The following is a 20,716-nucleotide window of genomic DNA, read 5'->3' as shown; positions in this document are numbered from 1 at the left end:
CGGAATCCGCCGCCGTGGCTGTGTGCCGCGGCGGCGGTTCGCGTACGGGCGTCCGTACGGCCCCGGCTACAGCAGCTCCTTGAGCCGTTCCGCGAGCAGGTCCCAGCGCCACTTCTCCTCCACCCAGGCGCGCCCGCGCTCGCCCATGGTGCGGCGCAGGACGGGGTCGTTGAGGAGGGTGACCAGGCGCTCCGCGGTGGGGGTCGGGGAGCCGCCGGGCACCACCCAGCCGGTCTCGCCGTCGAGCACCGCGTCCGGCGCACCGCCGGAGTCGCCCGCCACCACGGGCAGGCCGGTGGCCGAGGCCTCCAGATAGACGATGCCCAGCCCCTCGACGTCGAGGCCGCCGCGGCGGGTGCGGCAGGGCATCGCGAAGACGTCACCGGCACCGAAGTGGGCCGGCAGCTCCTCCCACGGCACCGCGCCGGTGAAGCGCACGGATTCCGCCACGCCCTTCTCCCGCGCCAGCGCGCGCAGGTCCTTCTCGTACGGGCCGCCGCCGACGATCAGCAGGACGGCGTCCGGGACGGCGGCGAGGACCGCCGGCATCGCCTCGATGAGGGTGTCCTGGCCCTTGCGGGGCACGAGCCGGGAGACGCAGACCACGACCGGGCGGCCGGCCAGTCCGAGCCGGGCGCGCACCGCGTCGCCGCCGGAGCCGGAGTGGAAGGTCTTCTCGTCGACGCCGGGCGGGAGTTGGACCATCCGGGACGCGGCCGCCGGGGTCAGCGCGGCGGCGATCCGGGAGCGGGTGTACTCGCCGAGGTAGGTGAGGGTGTCGGTGCCCTCGCCGATCCGCCGCAGCAGCTGCCGGGCGGCCGGCAGCTGCGCCCAGCCCGCCTCGTGGCCGTGCGTGGTCGCCACGATCCGCCGCGCACCGGCCTCGCGGAGCGCGGGCGCCATCAGGCCGAGCGGTGCCGCGGCACCGAACCAGACGGAGGAGCAGCCGTGTTCGCGCAGCAGGCCGACGGCCCGCCGGGTCACCCTCGGGGTGGGCAGCAGCATCGTCGTACGGTCCCGGACCACCGGGAACGGCTGGTCGGCGTCGAACGCGGCGGTGGCCGCGATCCCCTCCGCGCTCCGCTTCCAGGTCGAGGCGTAGACGACCACCTGGGTGGGGTCCAGCCGCAGCGCCATGCTGTGCAGGAAGGCCTGGATGCCGCCGGGCCGGGGCGGGAAGTCGTTCGTGACGATCAGGGTCTTGTGCACGAGGCCCGAGGCTACCCGCCGACGGGCGCACGGTGGCCGGGAGGCCCGCCACGCCCGTACCGCGGCGACGCCGCGTGACCGGCCGCCGACGGCATGATGCAGACGACGGCGGACAGGCGGAGGTGGCGATGGACGGCGCCGGCGGGGCGCGCGGGAGGTGGCTCGCGGTCGCGGCCTGGGCGGTGACCCGGGCGGTGCTGCTGCTCTGCGTGCTGAAGGTGCTGGTACTGCCGGGCCCGGACGTCACCACCGACGTCTCGGTGATCTACCACGGCTGGGCCGAGGTGCTGCGGACCGGCACCTTCCCGCTGGACGACGTGACCTGGCAGTACCCGCCGGCCGCCGCGCTGGTGGTGCTCTCCCCCGGCCTGCTGCCGTTCCTCGGCTACGCCCCGGCGTTCTCCCTGCTGGTCCTGGTCGCGGACGCGGCGACGCTGGCGCTGTTCCTGCGGGCCGGGCGGCGGCCGGGCCACCGGGCGGCCGGGGCGTGGGTGTGGATCGCGGGCGTCGCCCTGCTGGGCCCGACCGGGTACGCCCGCTACGACCTGATGGTCACCGCGGTCGCGGTCGCGGCGTTGCTCGCGGCGGCCCGCCGGCCCCGGGTGGCGGGCGCGCTGATCGCGTTCGGGACGCTGCTGAAGGTGTGGCCGGCGCTGCTGCTGACCGGGGCGGCGCTGCGCGGCCGCCGGGCGCGGGCCCTGTGGCGGAGCGCGGCCGGCACCGGGGCCGGGCTCACCCTGTGCTTCGTGGCTGCCGCACCGGGCGCGCTGGCGTTCCTGACCTTCCAGCGCGACCGCGGTACGGAGGTCGAGTCGCTCGGCGGGCTGGTGTTCCACCTCGCCCGCCACTACGGCTGGGACGGCCGGGTGCTGCTGAACTACGGCTCGGTGGAGTTCCTCGGGCCCGGCGTCCCGCTCGTCAGCACCGCCGCGGTCATGCTGAGCGGGGCGGCGCTGGGCTGGCTGGTGCTGTGGCGGAGCCGGGCGCGCCGGTTCACCCGGGCGACGCCCGCCGACGCGGCCTTCACCGCCACGCTGCTGTTCACCACCACCAGCCGGGTGATCAGCCCGCAGTACCTGCTGTGGCTGGTGGGGCTGGCCGCGGTGTGCCTGGCCGTACGCGGCAGCCGGCAGACGCCGGCGGCGGCGCTGGTACTGCTCGCCGCGGGCGTCACGCTGCTGGAGTTCCCGGTCCACTTCGCCGACGTGGTGGCGAGCAGCCCCTTCGGTGTCGCGCTGCTGGCGGTGCGCAACGGGCTGCTGGTCGCCGCGTCGCTGCTGGCCTGCCGCCGGCTGTGGACCGCCACCGGCGCCGGCCGGCGGGGCACCGCGGGCGGCGGCTTGGGCCTGCGCCGGGCGCCCGCGCCGCGCACCGTCACCGCTCCAGCAGCTGCTTCACATAGGCCCGCCACCGCCGGGTGAACTCCCCCAGCCCGATGCCCAGTTGGGTGCGCAGGGCCCGGTCGGTGAGCTCGCTGCGGCCGGCCGTCGGATGGCGTCCGGCACCGGCCGCGTGGGGCCCCGGACGGGCGGCGGAGGCGTGGGCGGTGGCCGCCTCGATCGGCGCATCCCCGGTCGCCGCCGAGGTGCGCAGCGCGCTGCGGCCCGCCGCCTTGTAGAACGCCAGCAGCTTGGCCTCGCCCCACTTGTCGGCGATCATGCGGCACGCCAGCCAGCTGCCCTCGTACGCCGTCGCCAGCCGGTCGGCGCCGGCCCGGAAGCCGAAGTCGGCGTCGGTCGGGAGCCGGCCGGGCGGCTTGCCGGCCCGCACCGCGCGGGTCAGCTCGGGCGCGGCGGTGGCGGGCTTGCGGCGCGCCCCTCGGTAGGCGACCCAGTCGGCGAAGCCCTCGGACAACCACAGCGGGGTGGCCGCCGTGGTGACCGTACGGGTGGCGACATGGGTGGTCTCGTGGGTGAGGACGACCTTGCGGCCCAGGTCGTTGAGCTCCTCGTAGGCGTCCGGGTTGACGATCACCCGGTCCGCCGGTGCGTTGGTGGTGACGCCCGCCTCGCCGGTGGTGACCGCCGCGATGCCGGTGTAGCCGGACGGGTCGTCGCTGCCCATCAGCTGCGCCATCCGCTCGACCGAGTCCGGCGCCTCCACCACGACCTTCTCGGACCACCGGCCCTTCCAGGCGGCGGAGACCGCGGGCACCGCCCGGTCCACCCGGCGCGCGAGGTCCTCCAGCCGGGCCGGGTGGGAGGCGCCGCCCAGCACCACGCTGTACCGGCCGCGGACCACCCGTACCGGGCCCTGGTCCCACAGCTGCCGGTTGCCGCTGCGGCCGGCCGGTGCGCCGTCGCGGTCCGAGGAGATCAGCCAGCGGCCGTCCCGCTCGGTGAGGGTGAGGTACTGGACGGCGTTGACCGGGGCGGTGTCGTAGCCCTTGAGGCGGTAGCGCAGCCGGACCTTGGCGGCCAGCCGCTCGCCGCCGTCGCCGGGCGGCAGCGGGAAGGCGTCGGTGGCGTCGAGGTCGTAGTGCCAGTCGGTCACCGGGACGCCGGCGAGGTTGCCGAACACGGCGCGCTGGCGGGCGCGGAAGGCGGTGGCCCGCGGGTCCACGGCGGCCAGGAAGCCGGCCTCGTCGCGCTGCTCGACGGCGTGCGCCCGGCTGTCGAGCATCCGCTGGACGTCCGGGAAGCGGGCCGCCGACGAGGGCCCGGGTGCGCAGCCGGCCAGAGGGGCGAACAGCGCGAGTCCGCTCAGGGCGGCGCAGGCCGCCGCCCCGGCCCGTACCGGCCGTTTCGCCCGCTGGTCCGACATGCGGACGATCGTAGAGCGGGCCCGGCCGGGGCAAAAACGCAGGAAGCGGCGGTCAGGGCCGGGTGACGGCCGAGATCGGCATCATCCCGACCGGGTCGTAGCGCACCCGGGCGCCGGGATAGGGCGCGTGCACGACCTGGCCGTTGCCGACGTACATCCCGACGTGGCTGGCGTCCGAGCGGTAGATGACCAGGTCCCCGGGCCGGATCCGGCCGAGCGGCACCGGGCGCCCGGCGCCGCGCTGGGCCTGTGACGTACGGGGAAGCGAGACGCCGGCCCGGCGGTAGGCCCATTGGGTGAGTCCGGAGCAGTCGAAGGCGCCGGGGCCGGCGCTACCCCAGGCGTACGGGGAGCCAACCGCGGCACGGACCGCGGCGACGGCCGCGGCGGCCCGCCCGGAGGCCGGCACCGCCCCGGCCGGGTCGGGCACCGCCGCGGCCCGCCCCTCGCTGCGGGCAGCTCGCTTCCAGGCCTCCCGGTCCGCCCGCGGCAGCGCGTTCAGCAGCCGCTGGGCGGTGGCCAGCTTGCGCTGGACGTCCTTCTTGTGGCGGGCGACCTGCGTGCGGCTCGCCTCCAGCTCGGCGAGCTTGGCGGCGGTCTCCCGGCGCTGCTGTTCCAGCGAGCGCTGCGCGGCGCGCAGTTCGTGCAGCCGGTCGGCCTGGTGCCGGCCGAGCCGGTTCAGCGCGGAGGCCTTCTCCAGGTAGCTGTCGGGGCGCTCGGAGAGCATCAGCTTCAGGGCCGGGTCCATGCCGCCGGCGCGGTACTGGGCGGCGGCCAGCGCACCGAGCCGGCCGCGCATCCGGTTGACCCGCTCCTGGGCGCGGGCGGTGCGGTCCTGGAGGTCGGCCACCTCGGCGCGCAGCTTCCTGGTCCGGGCGTCCGCGCCGTCGTACTTCTCGGTGGCCCGCTCCGCCTGCTCGTAGAGGGCGTCGACCCGGGCGGTGGCCGCTTCCTGGCCGGCGGCCGGCCGGGCGGCGGGATCGGCGGACGCCGGCGGTGCCGACAGCGCGGCGGCCGCGGTCGCCAGAGCGGCCGACAGAACGGTGACCCCGGCGAGGGTGACCTGGCCGTGCTGCGGGATACGGCGATGGGACGCCACGGGAGCCGCACTCCTTCCCCTGTGCAGCCCCTGCCGCCCGGGAGGGCGGTCGGTGACCGGATGCTGCGAGGGCAGACAGTAACGGCGCCGGTCCACACCGACCAAAGACCCCATTTCGTACGCAAAGAGCCGCCCCGCCGGTGACTGTGCAGGTCACCGGCGGGGCGCCGGGTCAGCCGTGGAGGCCGTAATTCGCCCGTTCGGGCGGCAGGTTGAGAGGTTTGTGAGGCTTTTCAGACCCGTACACCGGCGCATTGGTCACACCGGTGAACAGCAGCCCCGTGCGTTCTCAGACCCGCACGCCGAACGCGAACGGCATGTTGTTGATCGACTCGTAGCGCACCGAGGCACCGGGCTTCGGGGCGTGCAGCACCGTGCCGTTGCCGGCGTAGAGGCCGATGTGGTGCAGGTCGCTGTAGAAGAGCACCAGGTCGCCGGGCTTGAGGGCGCTCTCCGAGGCGATCCGGGTACCGGCGTTGGCCTGCTGCTGCGAGGTGCGCGGCAGCGACTGGCCGGCCTGTGCGTAGGCCCAGGAGGTCAGACCGGAGCAGTCGAAGGACGACGGGCCGGTGGCGCCCCAGACGTAGGGCGAACCAATCTTGGACTGGGCGGCGGCGAGGGCGGCCGCACCGCGCTGCGAAGCAGGCACGTCGTCACCGAGGTTGACCCGGTCGTTGCTGCGGTTGGCGCGGTCCTCCTTGGCCTGCATGGCCGCCCGCTCCTTGGCGGTCATGGAGTTGAGCAGCGCCTGCGCCTTGGCGAGCTTGCCCTTGATCTCGTCCTTCTTGTCGCCGAGCGCCTTACGGGTGTCGGCGAGGTCCTTGATCTTGGCCGCGGCCTCGGCGCGCTCCTGGGCGAGCCGGCGCTGCTTCTCCGCGATGACCTTGAGCTGCTCGGCCTGCTTGCCGCTCAACTGGTCGAGGGTGGCGGCCTTGTCGAGGTAGCTGTCCGGGTCACCGGAGAGGAAGAGCTGGACCGAGGGGTCGATGGACCCGCTGCGGTACTGGCCGGAGGCGACCGCACCCACGCTCTTGCGGAGCTGGTTCAGCTCGCCCTGCCCACGGGCGACCTTGTCCTGGAGGTCGTCGACCTCCTTCTGGAGCTTGTCCTGCTGCTCCTTGACACCGTCGTACTTCTCGGTGGCCTGCTCCGCCTCGTTGTAGAGCTTGTCGACCTCGGACTTGACGTCCTTCTTCGACTGGTGGGGGTCGGCCTGGGCGACCTGGGACGACAGGGCGACGGCCGCCGCGGCGGTGGCGGTGAGCACGGTGACGCGAGTACGGCTCGGCTGCTTGGGTCGACGGTGGGACGCCACGGGGGCGAGCTCCTTCTTCCTCCAGCCGCCTACCGGGTGGGGGGGTGAACCCCGGCTCCGCGGGAACGCTGCGGACTCGGCGGTACCTTCACTGTTCATCCCGGTTGGATGATCACCTTAATGAAGGCTCGGGCCCTGACCTTAGTAACCGAGCTGTGATCGCTTCAAATCCTCAGGGGAAAAAACTGCGCCACCAGCCCCACTCTTTACCAACATCACACAGGCAGTAAGCACCAATTGACGCTCAGATACGGATTGGCCGCGCAGGTCAAGCGAATTACTTCCGGCCGGAAAGCACTGCCGTCCCGGCGTCACGTACGGGCAAGTCGCTTGAGCAGCAGGGCCGATGCGACCGGACGGGCGCCGGCCTTGGCCACGCCGTCCGCCACCTCGCGGTCCGTGGAGACCACCACGACCGGCCGGCCGGGCGGTTCGGCCCGTACCAGCTGACGAATCAACTCATCGGCCGTTACGCCCGGTTTGCTGAAAAGGACCCTTACGCCCCGCGGTGGCGCGAGCAGCACCGGCGCCGCCAGCTCCGCACCGTCGAAGACACAGGTCATCTCCGCACCGGTCTGCGCCGCCAGCACCGCGAGCCCGCCCAGCAGCCGCAGCCGCTGCTTGTCGAGCGGCATGGTCGGATAGCCGGTTTTGGTGACGTTGTAGCCGTCCACCACCAAATGCGCCTGAGGCAGCGCCAGAAGCTGGTCCAGCAACGCGGGGTCCATCTCGGACAGCGCACGCGTCGCGATGTCCTTCGGCGTCATCCGGCCCGGCGCGACCGCCTCGACGGTGTCGGCCGGATGGACGCTGGCGGGCGGCAGCGCCAGCTCGCGCCGCAGCCCCTGGGCGGCGTCCAGCACCGTGTCCAACAGCAGACGCAGCCGCATGTCCTCGACGCTGCGCCCCTCGCGGGCGGCCCGCCGGCTGGTCTCCAGCGCGGCCTCGGCCTCGGCGATCCGGGCCTTGAGCCGGCGCACCTCGCTGTCCGCCGCGGTCTTCTCCGTCGACGCCCGGTCCCGCGCGTCGACCAGCGCGGCCTCGGCCTTGCGGACCGCCGCCTCCCCGCGCTTGACGTCGCTGAGCGCACTGCGCAGCTTGCGGCGCAGCGACTCGTTCTCCCGGCGGGCGGCCTCCAGGTCGCCCCGGATCCGCTCGGTCTCCGTACGCGCCTCGCCGCGCGCCTGCGCCAGTTCCTCACGCAGCCGGGCCAGCTCCCGCTCGGCCTCCGCGCCGGCCCGCTCGTCACGCGCCCGCTGCGCCTCCTCACCGGCCGCCGCGACCAGCTTCACCCAGCCGTCCGGGCGCAGCACATAGGCGGCCGCGGCGACGTCGAGCGGATCGGCGGCGGCCGGCGGGGTGCCGCTCTCCAGCGCCTCGGCCAGCTCCGGCTGGGCCTCGCGCAGCTTCCCCGCGATCCGCTGCCGGAAGACCGCGTCGCTCTCCAGCGCAGCGGCCATCGCGTTCCCGGCGAACTTCGCCCGGCGGGTGGGGGTGAACCGGGCGTACTGCCGCAGCGGTGGCGGGAGTTCGGCGACGGTCAGCGCACCGAACGACTCCGCGGTGAGCGCCACGACCCGGCGCCGTACGCCCTCGGGCAGCGGTCGGTCGAGCACCTCGTCCGCCGCACCCTCGGGTACGTCATGACGCTCGGCCCCCGGCTCCCCTTCTGGACGGTCCACCACGGCTGCATCGCTCCGATCTCAGGCGCTCGCGCCCGGCCGGTCCACCAATTCGATCTGGTCGACCGCGTTGCACCAGCGGCAGCGCACGGACTCGATGCTCTCACTGAGGACCTCGCGCTCCTCCACCTTGGGCTCGCCGGCCAGATCCAGGTGGACGTACTCCACGACCTTGGCCTGGCGGGTCACATCGAAACGGGTGAGGTTGCCGCACAGCGTGCAGCGCCACCGGGTTTCGGCCGTCGGCAGGGGAACAGCCATCGTGTCGTCCTCTTTCGTGGTCGTCGGTCGTGCTGCTGCGCCGTTCACGCGGTGCGCCGTCGGACTGCGGAAGTACGCAAAGTACTGCCTGCAACCCTACGGCCTGATGGGGGGCGGGTGCGGCGCTGCCCGGGAGCCGGGACGCGGCGAGGCACTCTGTCCCGATTGCCCGCATTACGCCATGATCACTTCATGACGGCGCCGGCCCCCCCACCCCGTTCTCCCCGCTCTCCCCGCTCTTTTCGTTCTTCTCGTTCTCCCCTTTCCCGCCTCTTCTTCCGTACGCCGCGCTCCTCCGGCCCGCTCCCCCGCCCGACGCATCCGGCCCGGGCCCTGGCCGCGGTGTTCTCCCGGCTGACGAACGTGCTGATCGCCCTGTGCTGTGCGGTCTTCGTGATCGGCCCCGCCTCGGGCCTGAACCGGACGTACGGCACCGGCGACGCGCTGCTGCGGGCCCAGACCGCGTACTTCGAGCGGTGGGGCGTGGTCCCCGTGGAGCTGTGGAGCGGTTCCCTGCGGGCGCTGATCACCCCGCTCTCCGCGCTGTTCGTCCACGGCAGCTGGCTGCATCTGCTCGGCAACATGCTGTTTCTCTACGTCTTCGGCGGCATGGCCGAGGCGCGGATGGGCCGGCTGCCGTTTGCGGCCTTCTACCTCATCATCGGCTACCTGGCGCTGCTCGGCTACGCGGCCGCGCACGCCGCCTCGGGCCAGACGCTGGTGGGTGCCTCCGGCTCGATCGCCGGCATCCTCGGCGCCTTCCTGTACCTCTTCCCCCGGGCCCGGGTCACCAGCGTCTTCCCCTTCCTCTTCTTCCTCCCGCTGCGCTTCCCCGCCTGGGTCGTCCTGTTGTTCTGGTTCTTCCTCCAATGGCAGGCCGCCCAGGACGACCCCAACGGCCCCGGCGTCGCCTACCTCGCCCACGTCATCGGCTTCGCCCTCGGCTTCCTCTACGCATGGCTGCGGTACCGGAGGGATAGTGTGGGGTCCACCAGCGGGAACGTCCGGGCGAATGAGGGAGAGAGCCAGCCGTGATCACGTCGATCGTGCTCATCAAGACCAGCGTGGACCAGATCCCGGAGATCGCCGAGAAGATCGCCGCGCTGGAAGGGGTCAGCGAGGTCTACTCCGTCACCGGCGCGCACGACCTGATCGCGATGGTCCGCGTCGCCAAGCACGATGACCTCGCGGACGTCATCCCCGGCCGCATCAGCAAGATCCCCGGCGTCGCCTCCACGGAGACGCACATCGCCTTCCGCACCTACTCGCAGCACGACCTCGAGGCCGCTTTCGCGATCGGCCTGGACGCGTAGCGCTGCGCTCGGCCTCGGGCCCACGTAGCTGGCTTTCCCGCCACGGGGCTTACTCGCCGTTGCGCTTTGCGGCGCCCCGCACGTAGCTGGCCGTCCCGCCGCGGGTGTTGCTCGCCGTTGCGCTTTGCGGCGCCCCCGCACGTACTTGGCCGTCCCGCCGCGGGGCGTCTCGCCGTTGCGCCTGCGGCGGGCGTTTGTTTGTCGGGTGCGGTGACAGCCCTACAGACTTCGTCCTCCGGTCTGTCCCCTCCCGTGAGTGGGGGGTTGGGAGGCCGGTGGGGCTGAGCGTCGTCGTCCCGGGTGCACGTTGCGTCGTGGGGTGGTGTCGGGAATACCCTCCCCAGCCTGCGAGTTGAGGCCCTGCAAGGGGCACTCGTGTGGACGTAAAGCGACAGCAGTCCACGAACAAGGCCCCGGAGGCCCGTCACCGCACCCAACACAAACCCAGCCCGCCGCAGGCGCAACGGCGAACAACACCCGCGGCGGGACGGCCAAGTACGTACGGGGTGCGCAAAGCGCAGCGCCCCGCGGCGGGACAGCCAGGTACGTGGGGATCAAGCGTCAGCCGCCACGCAACGGCCGTTCTCCGTGCGGTAGTTCCAGCGGGCGCCGTCGGAGACGAGTTCCTTGACCGCGCGCAGGAAGCGGTCGACGTGTTCGTCGGGGGTGCCGGCGCCGAAGGAGACGCGGATGGCGTTTAGGGCGGGGGTCCCCCCGGCCGAAGGCTGGGCGAGTTCGCCGGGGGCCGCGTCGGGGGCGCCGCACTCGCCGGGCTCCTGCGGGTCGGTGCCAAGCAGGGTGCGGACGAGCGGGTGCGCGCAGAAGAGGCCGTCGCGGACGCCGATGCCGTACTCGGCGGAGAGCGCGGCCGCGAAGTGGGAGCTGTTCCAGCCGTCCACCACGAAGGAGAGCACGCCGACGCGCGGGGCGTCGTCGCCGAAGAGGGACAGGACGCGCACCTCGGGGACCTCGGCCAGCCCCGCGCGGACCCGCGCGATCAGCTCCTGCTCGCGGGCGACGAGCGTGTCGAAGCCCGCCTCGGTGAGCGCCTTGCAGGCGGAGGCGATGGCGTAGGCGCCGATGACGTTGGGCGAACCGGCCTCGTGCCGGGCGGCCGTGGTGTGCCACTCGACGTCGACGCCGCCGTCGGTGCGGCGCGAGACCGTGCGGCTGGCGCCGCCGCCCGCCAGGTACGGGTCGGCGTCCTGGAGCCAGTCGGCGCGGCCGGCCAGGACCCCGGCGCCGAACGGCGCGTACAGCTTGTGGCCGGAGAAGGCGACCCAGTCGACGTCCAGTTCGGCGACGTCGACGGGGTGGTGCGGGGCGAGCTGCGCGGCGTCGAGGACGATCCGGGCGCCGTGCGCATGCGCCGCGGCGGCCAGTTCGCGGACCGGCCACAGTTCGCCGGTGACGTTGGAGGCGCCGGTGACGCAGACCAGGGCCGGGCCGCTCCGCTGCGCTCCGCCTCCGCTCTTCACCGAGTCCCCGGAAGCGGAGCAGGGCTCGCGGTCGGCGAGCGCGCGCTCCACGGTCGCGACGGCCTGCTCCGGGGTGCGCGGGGCGTTGAGGTAGGTGACCGTCAGGTCGGCGCGCTGTTCCCACGGCAGCAGCGACGCGTGGTGCTCGGTCTCGAAGACGAACACCCGGGTGTTCTGCGGGAGTACGGCGGCGAGCAGGTTCAGCGAGTCGGTGGTGGAGCGGGTGAGGACGACCTGGTCGTCGGCGCGGCAGCCGAGGAATTCCGCGATCGTGCGGCGGCTGTTCTCGAAGAGGTCGGTGGAGAGCTGCGAGAGGTATCCGGCGCCGCGGTGCACGCTGCCGTAGTAGGGGGCGTAGGCGGCCACGTCGTCCCAGACCCGCTGCAGTGCCGGGGCGCTGGCGGCGTAGTCCAGCGCGGCGTAGTCGACCTCGCCGCCGGTCACGAGCGGGACCAGGACGTCCCGGCCGAGGACCGGCAGCGGGGCACAGACGGAACGGTCGGCGGCAACGGCGGAAACGGACATGGCGAACTCCCGTGAGGCGTAAGCGAATTCGCTGCGAGGAAGGGGCGCGTGCGGCGCTTTCGGGTGTGCGGAAGCGCGCGGCGCGGGACGCAGCGTGAAAAGGAAAAAGGGTGTGGAAAAGGGGCCGTCGAGCCCTATCGCATTCGCTGATTCACGGAAGTTCTCCCTCGGGGACCAGGATCCCTGGCGAGGGATCCGCGCTTGCCGCAGACCTCGCTGCCTGCGGCCTGGTCATCACCCGGGGCACCCCGCCACGGAAGGAGGGTTGCCGGACAGCGGGCCGGGGCCTGTGTCGCTGTCACTCGTGACCTGCGCAGCATCATGCCACAAGAGCATTTACGCGCAAGGGCTCAGTCCATATGACGGACTGAGCCCTGCGTCACACCCTGCGTCACCGGCCGCTCATGCGTTGCTGGCGGCCACCCAGCGCTCCAGCGCCCGCTTGGCCGCGCCCGAGTCGATCGACGCGGCGGCCTGCTCGATGCCGAGGCGGATGCGGTCGGTCAGCGGGGCGTCGGACGGCTCCAGCGCGACGAGCGCGGCCGCGGAGTTGAGCAGCACCGCGTCGCGGACCGGGCCGGTCTCGCCGTCCAGCAGCCGGCGGGCGACGTCCGCGTTGTACGAGGCGTCGGCGCCGCGCAGCGCCTCGACGGGGACGAGCGGGATGCCGACGTCGCGGGGGTCGAAGGACTCCTCGCGGACCGTGCCGTCCCGCACGATCCAGACCCGGGAGGTGGCCGTCGTGGTCAGCTCGTCGAGGCCGTCGTCGCCGCGGAAGACCAGGGCGGACGAACCGCGCTCGGCCAGCACACCGGCCAGGATGGGCGCCATGCGGGCGTCCGCGACGCCGGTCGCCTGGGCCTTGACCCGGGCGGGGTTGGTCAGCGGGCCGAGCACGTTGAACGTGGTGCGGATGCCGAGCTGGCCGCGGGCGTTGGCGACGTGCCGGAGGGAGGGGTGGAACTTCACCGCGAAGCAGAAGGTGATGCCGGCCTCCTGGGCCACCTCGGTGACCCGCTGCGGGGTGAGGTCGAGGTTGACGCCGAGCTTCTCCAGGACGTCGGAGGCGCCACTGGCGGAGGACGCGGCGCGGTTGCCGTGCTTGACGACCCTGGCTCCGGTGCCGGCCACGACGATCGAGGACATCGTGGAGATGTTGACGGTCTTGGCGCCGTCGCCGCCGGTGCCGACGATGTCGACGCTGGGGCCGGGGACCTCGATCAGCCGGGCGTGCGCGTACATCGTCCGGACCAGCCCGGAGATCTCGGCGACGGTCTCGCCCTTGGCGCGCAGGGCCACCGCGAACCCGGCGATCTGGGCATCGCTGGCCTCGCCCCGCATGATCCGGTCCATCGCCCAGGCGGTGTCGTCGGCGGTGAGGTCGCGGCCGTCGAGCAGGGCGTTCAGGAGGCCCGGCCAGGTGTGGGCCGCCACGCTGTCGCCGCCAACCGGGGTCACAACGTTCATGGTCCACGCTCCTGGTCTGTGTCCTGCTTATGTCGTCACCCTATCGAGAGGGGCGATATGCCGGAGGGCCCCGTCCGGTGCTCGGACGGGGCCCTCTGGGTGGCGTACTACCTACGGTGCGCTACGAGGCGCGCAAGGGATCAGTGGTGGCCGTGGCCACTGGTGATCTCCTTGTACTCCTCGACCGTGGGCTTGGGGATGACGTTGTCCTCGCCGTAGTAGCTCTTGGAGAGCTTGGCGCGGAGCTTCTGCGACCGCTTGATCTTGCGGCGGACGCCGTTCTCGTCGACCTCCGGGCCCAGCTCCAGCGGCTCGGGCTGCTCGTGCTGCGTCAGGAAGTGCAGCTGCTCCTGGTCGAGCGGCTCGTGGACCTCGATGAACTCGCCGTGCGGCAGGCGCTTGATGATGCCGGACTCGCGGCCGTGCAGCACCTTGTCCTTGTCGCGCCGCTGCAGACCCAGGCAGATCCGCTTGGTGGCGATGAAGCCCAGCACCGGCCCGACGAAGAACGCGATCCGGACGAACCAGGTGATCGAGTTGATCGACAGGTGGAAGTGGGTCGCCCACAGGTCGTTGCCGCCACCGATCAGCATCACGAAGTACGCGATCAGCCAGGCCACACCGAAGCCGGTGCGGGTGGGCACGTTGCGCGGGCGGTCCAGGATGTGGTGCTCGCGCTTGTCACCGCGGACCCAGGACTCGACGAACGGGTAGACCGCGATGGCGACCAGGACGAGCGGGAAGAGGAGGATCGGGATCAGCACACCGAAGTTGATGGTGTGGCCCAAGAAGTTCCACTCCCAGCCCGGCATGACACGGACCAGGCCCTCGGCGAAGCCCATGTACCAGTCCGGCTGCGCACCAGTGGAGACCTGGTCCGGCCGGTACGGCCCTATGGCCCACACGGGGTTGATGCTGGCGACCGCGGCGATCACCGAGATCACACCGAAGACCAGGAAGAAGAAGCCTCCGGCCTTGGCCATGTAGACCGGCAGCAGCGGCATGCCGACGACGTTGGTGTTGGTCTTGCCGGCACCCGGGAACTGCGTGTGCTTGTGGTAGAAGACCAGGATCAGGTGCGCCACCAGCAGGCCGAGCATGATGCCCGGAAGCAGCAGCACGTGCACCGTGAAGAACCGCGGGATGATGTCGTGCCCGGGGAACTCGCCGCCGAAGATGAACATCTGCAGGTACGAACCGACCAGCGGCATCGCCAGGATGACGCCCTCGATGAACCGCACGCCGGTGCCGGAGAGCAGGTCGTCGGGGAGCGAGTAGCCGGTGAAGCCGGTGAACATGCCGAGCACCAGCAGCAGGAAGCCGAACAGCCAGTTGACCTCGCGCGGCTTGCGGAAGGCTCCGGTGAAGAACACCCGCATCATGTGGACCATCATCGCGGCCAGGAAGACCAGCGCCGCCCAGTGGTGGATCTGGCGGATGAGCAGACCACCCCGGACGTCGAAGCTGATGTCCAGCGTCGACTCGAAGGCCTGGGTCATCCGGATCCCCTGCATGGGCACGTAGGAACCGTGGTAGGTCACCTCGGCCATGCTCGGGTGGAAGAACAGCGTCAGGTAGACACCGGTCAGGATGATGATGATGAAGCTGTAGAGCGCGACCTCACCCAGCATGAAGGACCAGTGGTCCGGGAAGATCTTGCGCATGTTGGACTTGGCGAGGCTGTAGATGCCCAGCCGGCCGTCCGCCCAGTCGGCGATCCGCTCGCCCCGCGGCGCCTGGCCGCGGCGCGTGGTGGTCGCGCTTGTCTCGTTACTCATCCGCGCTCCCAGAAGCTCGGGCCGACGGGCTCCTCGAAACCGCTGGCGGCCTCCAGGAAGCCGTCCTTCACCGTGATGTGCAGCTGCGGCAGGGCGTGTCCGGCCGGACCGAAGATCACCCGACCGCCGTCGGAGAGGTCGAACGTCGACTGGTGGCAGGGGCAGAGCACGTGGTGCGTCTGCTGCTCGTACAGGCTGATCGGGCAACCCACGTGGGTGCAGATCTTCGAGTAGGCCACGATGCCCTCGTGGGACCACGCGAGTTCCTGCTTGTCCTTGATGTTCTGCGGCTGGATCCGCACGAGCATCAGGGCGTCCTTGGCGATCTTCTCGTTGAAGTCCTCCTGGTCCTCCTCCAGGCCCTCGGGCTTGGCGAAGGTCAGGGAGCCGACCGCGATGTCCTCGGGACGCAGCGGGAGGTTGGTGGACTGGTTGACCAGGCGGACGCCCTTCTTCCAGTTCGTCGTGCGCAGCTTCGTGCCGGGCAGCGGCCCGAGGTCACGCAGCAGGACGACACCGGAGAGCGGCACCAGGGCCAGCGCACCGAACATCGTGTTGCGGATCAGCTTGCGGCGGCCGAATCCCGACTCCTCGGCGCCCACCTTGAAGTCCGCCAGGACCTTGGCCTTGACCTCGGGGCTGGCCTCGATCGGGTGGCGGTCGTCGGCGACCTCCACGTCCGACATCAGCGTGCGGGCCCAGTGGACCGCGCCGGCGCCGATGCAGAACAGGGCGGCACCCAGCGTCAGGCCGAGCGCGAAGTTCAGCGCGCTGATGTGGCCGATCGGCCAGATGTAGACGATCTTGTCGATCGGGATGGCCACGTAGGCGGCGATGAAGGCCACCGTGGCAATCATGGACACCAGGAAGAGCAGGGCGACGGTGCGCTCGGAGCGCTTGGCGGCCCGCTCGTCGATGTCCTGCTTGCGGTGCTCGTGGGCCGGCAGGCCCGGGTCGGCGAACGGGTCGTCCGCCGGCGTCACCGCGCCTTCGTGAGCCTCCCGCTCAACGGGCAGGTTTTCTTCTGGCACGTCTTCGTGTCGTCCAGTCTCGCTCATGACTTCTTGGCCTTCGTAGTCCGGGCTGCGACCCAGATGGCGACCGCGACCAGCGCGCCCAGGCCGAAGATGTAGCCGAAGAGACCCTCACTGACCGGACCGAGACCGCCGAGGTCGAGGCCACCGGGGCTCTCGGATTCATCGCCGTTGACGGCGCCGAGGTACGCGATGATGTCCTTCTTGTTCTGCTTGCTCAGCGAGCCGTCACCGAAGGAGGGCATGTTCTGCGGGCCGGTTTCCATGGCCTCGTAGATGTGCTTGGGGTCCACGCCCTCGAGCGTCGGTGCGAACTTGCCGTCGGTGAGGGCGCCGCCCTTACCGGTGAAGTTGTGGCACTGCGCGCAGTTGGTGCGGAACAGCTCGCCGCCCTTGGCGATGTCGGCGCCCTCGGAGTTGTACTGCGACTTCTCCGGGATGGTGGGGCCGGCACCCAGCGACGCGACGTAGGCCGCCAGCTGCTCGCGCTGGGCGTTGTTGTAGATCGGCTTCTTCCGCGGCACCTGGGCGCCGGGCTGCTGGGCCGGCATGCGGCCGGTGCCGACCTGGAAGTCGACGGCTGCGGCGCCGACACCGACCAGGCTCGGGCCGTCGGAGGTGCCCTGACCGCCGGTGCCGTGGCAGCTGGCACAGCCCACGGCGTAGAGCTTCTTGCCCTCCTTGATGGCAAGGGACTGGGCGGTGTCATCGGCCTGAGCCTTGTCCGCCGGCGCGAACGCGGCGTACAGCCCCCCGGTGACCGCCAGCGCGAAGAGTAGGACGACGAGCGCCGCCAGCGGATGGCGCCGTCGTGCGGAGAGCTTTTTCACGGATTACCCCGGTGTCAGGATCTTCTGCGTCGATGCTTTGGCTATGTCTGTCTGATCTGCGGGTCCGGTCGGACCGGTCAGCGGATCAGGTAGATCGTGGCGAAGAGGCCGATCCAGACGACATCGACGAAGTGCCAGTAGTAGGACACGACGATGGCCGCGGTGGCCTGCGTGTGGGTGAACCTCTTGGCCGCGTACGTCCTGCCCAGGACCAGCAGGAAGGCGATCAGACCGCCCGTCACATGCAGTCCGTGGAAGCCGGTGGTCAGGTAGAACACCGATCCGTACGGGCCGGACGAGAGCGACAGGCCCTCGTGCTTGACCAGCTCGGTGTACTCGAAGACCTGACCGCCGATGAAGATGGCACCCATGATGAAGGTGACCACGAACCAGGCCCGGAGCTTCTTGACGTCGCCGCGCTCGGCCGCGAAAACGCCGAGCTGGCAGGTCAGCGAGCTGAGCACCAGGATCGTGGTGTTGGTCGCGGAGAACGGAAGATTCAGCGCGCTGGCAGATTCCTTCCAATAAGCCTCTCCGGTCACGGATCGAAGGGTGAAGTACATCGCGAAGAGGGCCGCGAAGAACATCAGCTCGGAACTCAGCCAGATGATGGTTCCGACGCTGGTGAGGTTCGGCCGATTGACCGACGGGTGCGCGTGCCCGGTTTCTACTGTCGTTGCTGTCGCCACGACCGACATTATGTCGGTCGCTTATCCCGCCCTCACTCCGGGGGGTGCCGTTCGGTGTGTCAAGGACGTATGGCCTGCTCGTACGGCCCATTTCCGGCGTCGCCCGAAGGAGGGAAGGCCGGCCGCCGGTACGGTACTCCGGCTCGTGCGGGCCCGGCCCTGACGGGCCGTCGGGCAGATCTTCGGCCCTTTCGCCCCCTGCTGCCGGGGCCTGCCGCGGGAGTAGCATCCGGCCCATCAGCCCCACCCGATGCTGTGCCGCTACGAAGAGCGTGGAGGAACGATGCAGGCGACTGCCACGGTGCTGGTCTACAGCGACAACGCGGGCACCCGCGAGCAGGTCCGGCTGGCGGCCGGCCGGCGCCCGGCCGCCGATGCCCCCGAGATCGAGATCCTGGAGTGCGCCACCGCGCCGGCGGTCCTGGAAGCCCTGGAGCAGGGCGGCATCGACGTCTGCGTGCTGGACGGCGAGACCGCGCCGGCGGGCGGCATGGGCGTCTGCCGGCAGATCAAGGACGAGATCTTCCGGTGCCCGCCGGTGCTGCTGCTGATCGGCCGCCCGCAGGACGCCTGGCTGGCCACCTGGAGCCGCGCGGACGCCGCGGTGACCCATCCGATCGACCCGGTGGCCTTCGCCGACGCACTGGCCGGCCTGCTGCGCCGCAGGAACCTCGTACAGGCCTGAGGCGCGGGCCTGGAGGGCCGCTGGGAGCCGTGTGGAGGCCCTTCAGATCTTCGGGCGCAGCCGGGCGTCGGAGCTGGGGTCCTGCTGGCGCTCGGCGGCTCCTGTGGTGCTGGACGCCTTGTTCTTCAGGGCGCTGCCGGCGCGCCATTCCTTCCAGGGCATGTTCCAGTCGCCGAAGCCGTTGTCGAACGGCGTCATGGTGTCGCCGCCACTGTTGATGACCTTGACGATGTCGCCGACCCGGACGGTGTTGAAGAACCACTGGGCGTTGCCGGTGGACATGCCGGTGCAGCCGTGGCTGACGTTCGCCGCGCCCTGTGATCCGACGGACCAGGGTGCGGCGTGCACGTACTCCCCGCTCCAGGTCACCCGGGTCGCCCAGTAGACCGGCAGGTCGTAGGAGTCCGAGCTGCCGGCGGCGATGCCGACGGTGGAGCTGCGCATCCGGACGAAGCTCTCCTTGCCCAGGACGACCTTGACGCCGTTGCGGGTGGAGAAGCCGGGCTTGCCGGTGGTGACCGGGATGGTGTTGATGGACGTGCCGTTGCGCAGCACGGTCATCTGGTGCGCCGCCGCGTCGGTGATGGCTTCCAGGCGGTCGCCGGTGGTGAGCCTGACGGGCTTGGAGGGGCCGCCGTAGAGGCCCTTGGCGATCTTCAGGCCGGCGAGGTTGCTGTGCACCGAGATGGTGGCGTGGGCCGGCCAGTAGACCTTCGGGCGGAAGTGCAGCTTCTTGTCGTCGACCCAGTGCCAGGCGCCCTCGACGCGCGGCATGGAGTCGACCTTCAGGGCGCTTTCGACGATGGCCCGGGCCTTGGGGTCCGTGAGGGGCCGGCTCAGCTCGGCGGTGACCGGCTGTCCTACGCCGTATTCGCCGCTCTCGGGGCCGAAGGTGGCGGTCAACTGGCCGTCCGCGTCGGTGGTGTGCACCACCAGCGTCTTGCGGCCGGGCGTGCCGTCGTCCTCCTCGGTGCTGACCCGCACCGTGTAGCGGGTGCCGGCGGCCAGCGGCACGGTGGTGCGCCAGTGCCTGCCGTCGGCGCTCAGTTCGCCGCGTACGAAGCGGCCGGTGGAATCGGTGGCGGTGACGTCCGTGATGCGCGCGTCGTCGTCCTTGACGGAGACCTCGATCGGTTTGTCGGGGTCGGCTTTCTGCTTTCCGTCCGGGGTGTTGGCGGTGATCTGGTCGCCCGCGTCGTAGGGATTGGCGGAGAGCGGTTCCGACGCCGAGCCCCCGCACGCGGCGGTGCTCACCGCGAGGGGCACGAGCAGGAGGCCGCAGCTCAGCACCGTCCGGGTTCGAGGTCTGTGACTCATGCCCCAAAAATATGAAGAATCACCTGCTCCGGCGCGCTGGAGGACTGCAAACGGGTCGCCCCCCGCTGCGCCGAACGGGGCGGGCCCGGACACCTTTTGAGGTGTCCGGGCCCGCTGTACGGCGTGTTGCCGTGCTTTTGGCGCCTGAAGCGCCTACTGCGTGCGGTTCTCGCCGCGGTAGTACTCGAAGACCCAGCCGAAGAGGCCGACCAGGATCACCGGGGCCGAGAAGTACAGCAGCCACCAGCCGAAGACGACGCCCAGGAAGGCGAGCGCACCACCGACGGCCAGGGACAGCGGCTGCCAGCTGTGCGGGCTGAAGAAGCCCAGCTCACCGGCGTCGTCGGAGACCTCCGCGTTCTCGTTGTCCTGCGCGCCCGCGTCGACCCGCCGGGCCGTGAAGGCCAGGTAGTAGCCGACCATGATGCACAGGCCGAAGGCGAGGAACAGTGCGGTGGTACCCGCGGGCTCCTTCGACCAGACGCCATAGACGATCGCCATGGCCAGGACGAAGACGGAGAGCCAGATGAACATCTTGCCCTGGATCTTCACTTGCCCGCCTCCTTGCCACCGGCGATGGCCTTGTCCTCGTCAGTGCCGTGGCCGTTGTGCAGCGCGTCGAGGGCCGCGATCTCCGGGTGGTGCAGGTCGAACGCCGGGGATTCGGAACGAATGCGCGGCAGGGTGAGGAAGTTGTGCCGCGGCGGCGGGCAGGAGGTCGCCCATTCGAGCGAACGGCCGTAGCCCCACGGGTCGTCGACCTCGACCTTCTTGCCGAACTTCGCCGTCTTCCAGACGTTGTAGAGGAACGGCAGGATCGACAGGCCCAGCACGAACGAGCTGATCGTCGAGATGGTGTTCAGCGCCGTGAAGCCGTCGGCCGCGAGGTAGTCCGCGTAGCGCCGCGGCATGCCCTCGGCACCCAGCCAGTGCTGGACGAGGAACGTGCCGTGGAAGCCGATGAACAGCGTCCAGAACGTGATCTTTCCGAGCCGCTCGTCCAGCATCTTGCCGGTGAACTTCGGCCACCAGAAGTGGAAGCCGGAGAACATCGCGAAGACGACCGTTCCGAAGACGACGTAGTGGAAGTGCGCCACGACGAAGTACGAGTCGGAGATGTGGAAGTCCATCGGCGGCGAGGCCAGGATGACACCGGTCAGACCACCGAAGGTGAAGGTGATCAGGAAGCCGACCGCCCAGAGCATCGGCGTCTCGAAGGACAGCGAGCCCTTCCACATCGTGCCGATCCAGTTGAAGAACTTCACACCGGT

General features: G+C 71.1%; 19 protein-coding genes and 1 riboswitch. Of the genes, 4 read left to right on the top strand and 15 right to left on the bottom strand.

All coding sequences use genetic code 11. The features are described 5' to 3' along the window. Positions 1–66: 66 nt before the first annotated feature. A complete protein-coding gene (locus tag IG62_RS0134595) occupies positions 67–1,209 on the bottom strand; it encodes a glycosyltransferase family 4 protein (protein WP_030812855.1) in 1,143 nt (380 codons plus the stop codon). A gap of 128 nt (positions 1,210–1,337) precedes the next feature. On the opposite strand from IG62_RS0134595, the gene IG62_RS0134590 reads away from it, so the two are divergent. Further along, a complete protein-coding gene (locus IG62_RS0134590) occupies positions 1,338–2,630 on the top strand; it encodes a glycosyltransferase family 87 protein (protein ID WP_051799026.1) in 1,293 nt (430 codons plus the stop codon). On the opposite strand, the gene IG62_RS0134585 is transcribed toward IG62_RS0134590, so the two are convergent. The 5 genes from IG62_RS0134585 to IG62_RS0134565 form a co-directional block, all read right to left on the bottom strand. Beyond that, on the bottom strand, positions 2,584–3,972 hold the full coding sequence (locus IG62_RS0134585) for a hypothetical protein (RefSeq protein ID WP_030812849.1): 1,389 nt from the start codon (positions 3,970–3,972) through the stop codon (positions 2,584–2,586). The two genes, IG62_RS0134590 and IG62_RS0134585, sit on opposite strands and share 47 nt — an antisense overlap. Before the next feature lie 52 nt (positions 3,973–4,024). Then, entirely contained in the window at positions 4,025–5,071 is a 1,047-nt protein-coding gene (locus IG62_RS0134580) for a C40 family peptidase (RefSeq protein WP_030812846.1), read from the bottom strand. 289 nt (positions 5,072–5,360) lie between these two features. Continuing rightward, positions 5,361–6,386 (bottom strand): C40 family peptidase, encoded by a 1,026-nt coding sequence (locus IG62_RS0134575; RefSeq protein WP_030812843.1) that lies wholly within the window; start codon positions 6,384–6,386, stop codon positions 5,361–5,363. A 311-nt stretch (positions 6,387–6,697) separates the two neighbouring features. Then, a complete protein-coding gene (locus tag IG62_RS0134570) occupies positions 6,698–8,071 on the bottom strand; it encodes an NYN domain-containing protein (protein WP_030812840.1) in 1,374 nt (457 codons plus the stop codon). Positions 8,072–8,089: 18 nt separating this feature from the next. Then, positions 8,090–8,329, bottom strand: a complete 240-nt coding sequence (locus IG62_RS0134565; RefSeq protein ID WP_030415459.1) for a hypothetical protein — start codon at positions 8,327–8,329, stop codon at positions 8,090–8,092. Positions 8,330–8,683: 354 nt separating this feature from the next. Between IG62_RS0134565 and IG62_RS0134560 the strand changes: the two genes are divergently transcribed. After that, entirely contained in the window at positions 8,684–9,364 is a 681-nt protein-coding gene (locus IG62_RS0134560) for a rhomboid family intramembrane serine protease (RefSeq protein ID WP_030812836.1), read from the top strand. Further along, positions 9,361–9,642 carry an Lrp/AsnC family transcriptional regulator gene (locus IG62_RS0134555; protein ID WP_030415457.1) on the top strand — a complete coding sequence of 94 codons (282 nt, stop codon included), beginning with the start codon at positions 9,361–9,363 and terminating at the stop codon, positions 9,640–9,642. Before IG62_RS0134560 ends, IG62_RS0134555 begins: the two co-directional genes overlap by 4 nt. Before the next feature lie 554 nt (positions 9,643–10,196). Here IG62_RS0134555 and IG62_RS0134550 read toward each other — a convergent pair. The 6 genes from IG62_RS0134550 to IG62_RS0134525 form a co-directional block, all read right to left on the bottom strand. Continuing rightward, positions 10,197–11,645, bottom strand: a complete 1,449-nt coding sequence (locus IG62_RS0134550; RefSeq protein ID WP_030812833.1) for an aminotransferase class V-fold PLP-dependent enzyme — start codon at positions 11,643–11,645, stop codon at positions 10,197–10,199. Positions 11,646–11,837: 192 nt separating this feature from the next. Continuing rightward, a riboswitch (SAM riboswitch) is annotated at positions 11,838–11,955 on the bottom strand. A 92-nt stretch (positions 11,956–12,047) separates the two neighbouring features. Next, complete coding sequence (gene trpD / locus IG62_RS0134545) at positions 12,048–13,112, bottom strand: anthranilate phosphoribosyltransferase (RefSeq protein WP_030812828.1); 1,065 nt, start codon at positions 13,110–13,112, stop codon at positions 12,048–12,050. Positions 13,113–13,252: 140 nt separating this feature from the next. Beyond that, positions 13,253–14,890, bottom strand: coding sequence for a cytochrome b (locus tag IG62_RS0134540; RefSeq protein WP_030812825.1), 1,638 nt, complete (start codon positions 14,888–14,890; stop codon positions 13,253–13,255). Next, complete coding sequence (locus IG62_RS0134535) at positions 14,887–15,948, bottom strand: ubiquinol-cytochrome c reductase iron-sulfur subunit (RefSeq protein ID WP_030812823.1); 1,062 nt, start codon at positions 15,946–15,948, stop codon at positions 14,887–14,889. Before IG62_RS0134535 ends, IG62_RS0134540 begins: the two co-directional genes overlap by 4 nt. Continuing rightward, entirely contained in the window at positions 15,945–16,754 is an 810-nt protein-coding gene (locus IG62_RS0134530; protein ID WP_030812820.1) for a c-type cytochrome, read from the bottom strand. Before IG62_RS0134530 ends, IG62_RS0134535 begins: the two co-directional genes overlap by 4 nt. Positions 16,755–16,831: 77 nt before the next feature. After that, positions 16,832–17,452 (bottom strand): cytochrome c oxidase subunit 3, encoded by a 621-nt coding sequence (locus tag IG62_RS0134525; protein WP_006606088.1) that lies wholly within the window; start codon positions 17,450–17,452, stop codon positions 16,832–16,834. Positions 17,453–17,726: 274 nt separating this feature from the next. Between IG62_RS0134525 and IG62_RS0134520 the strand changes: the two genes are divergently transcribed. Further along, on the top strand, positions 17,727–18,128 hold the full coding sequence (locus IG62_RS0134520) for a hypothetical protein (protein ID WP_030812816.1): 402 nt from the start codon (positions 17,727–17,729) through the stop codon (positions 18,126–18,128). A 42-nt stretch (positions 18,129–18,170) separates the two neighbouring features. Here IG62_RS0134520 and IG62_RS0134515 read toward each other — a convergent pair whose 3' ends face one another. From IG62_RS0134515 to IG62_RS0134505, 3 genes are all read right to left on the bottom strand, one after another. After that, entirely contained in the window at positions 18,171–19,445 is a 1,275-nt protein-coding gene (locus IG62_RS0134515; RefSeq protein ID WP_030812813.1) for a L,D-transpeptidase, read from the bottom strand. A 153-nt stretch (positions 19,446–19,598) separates the two neighbouring features. After that, the gene (locus IG62_RS0134510; RefSeq protein ID WP_030812810.1) at positions 19,599–19,997 is read right to left on the bottom strand and encodes a cytochrome c oxidase subunit 4; all 399 of its coding nucleotides are present in this window, start codon (positions 19,995–19,997) and stop codon (positions 19,599–19,601) included. Beyond that, the coding region (locus IG62_RS0134505; protein WP_030812807.1) for a cytochrome c oxidase subunit I at positions 19,994–20,716 on the bottom strand (723 nt) is incomplete at its 5' end. The genes IG62_RS0134505 and IG62_RS0134510, both read right to left, overlap by 4 nt.

Source organism: Streptomyces sp. NRRL S-337, assembly GCF_000720175.1.
Classification (GTDB): Bacteria; Actinomycetota; Actinomycetes; order Streptomycetales; family Streptomycetaceae; genus Streptomyces; species Streptomyces siderophoricus.
Note: the sequence above shows the minus strand (reverse complement) of the source record. Positions and strands in the feature narration are given on the sequence as shown.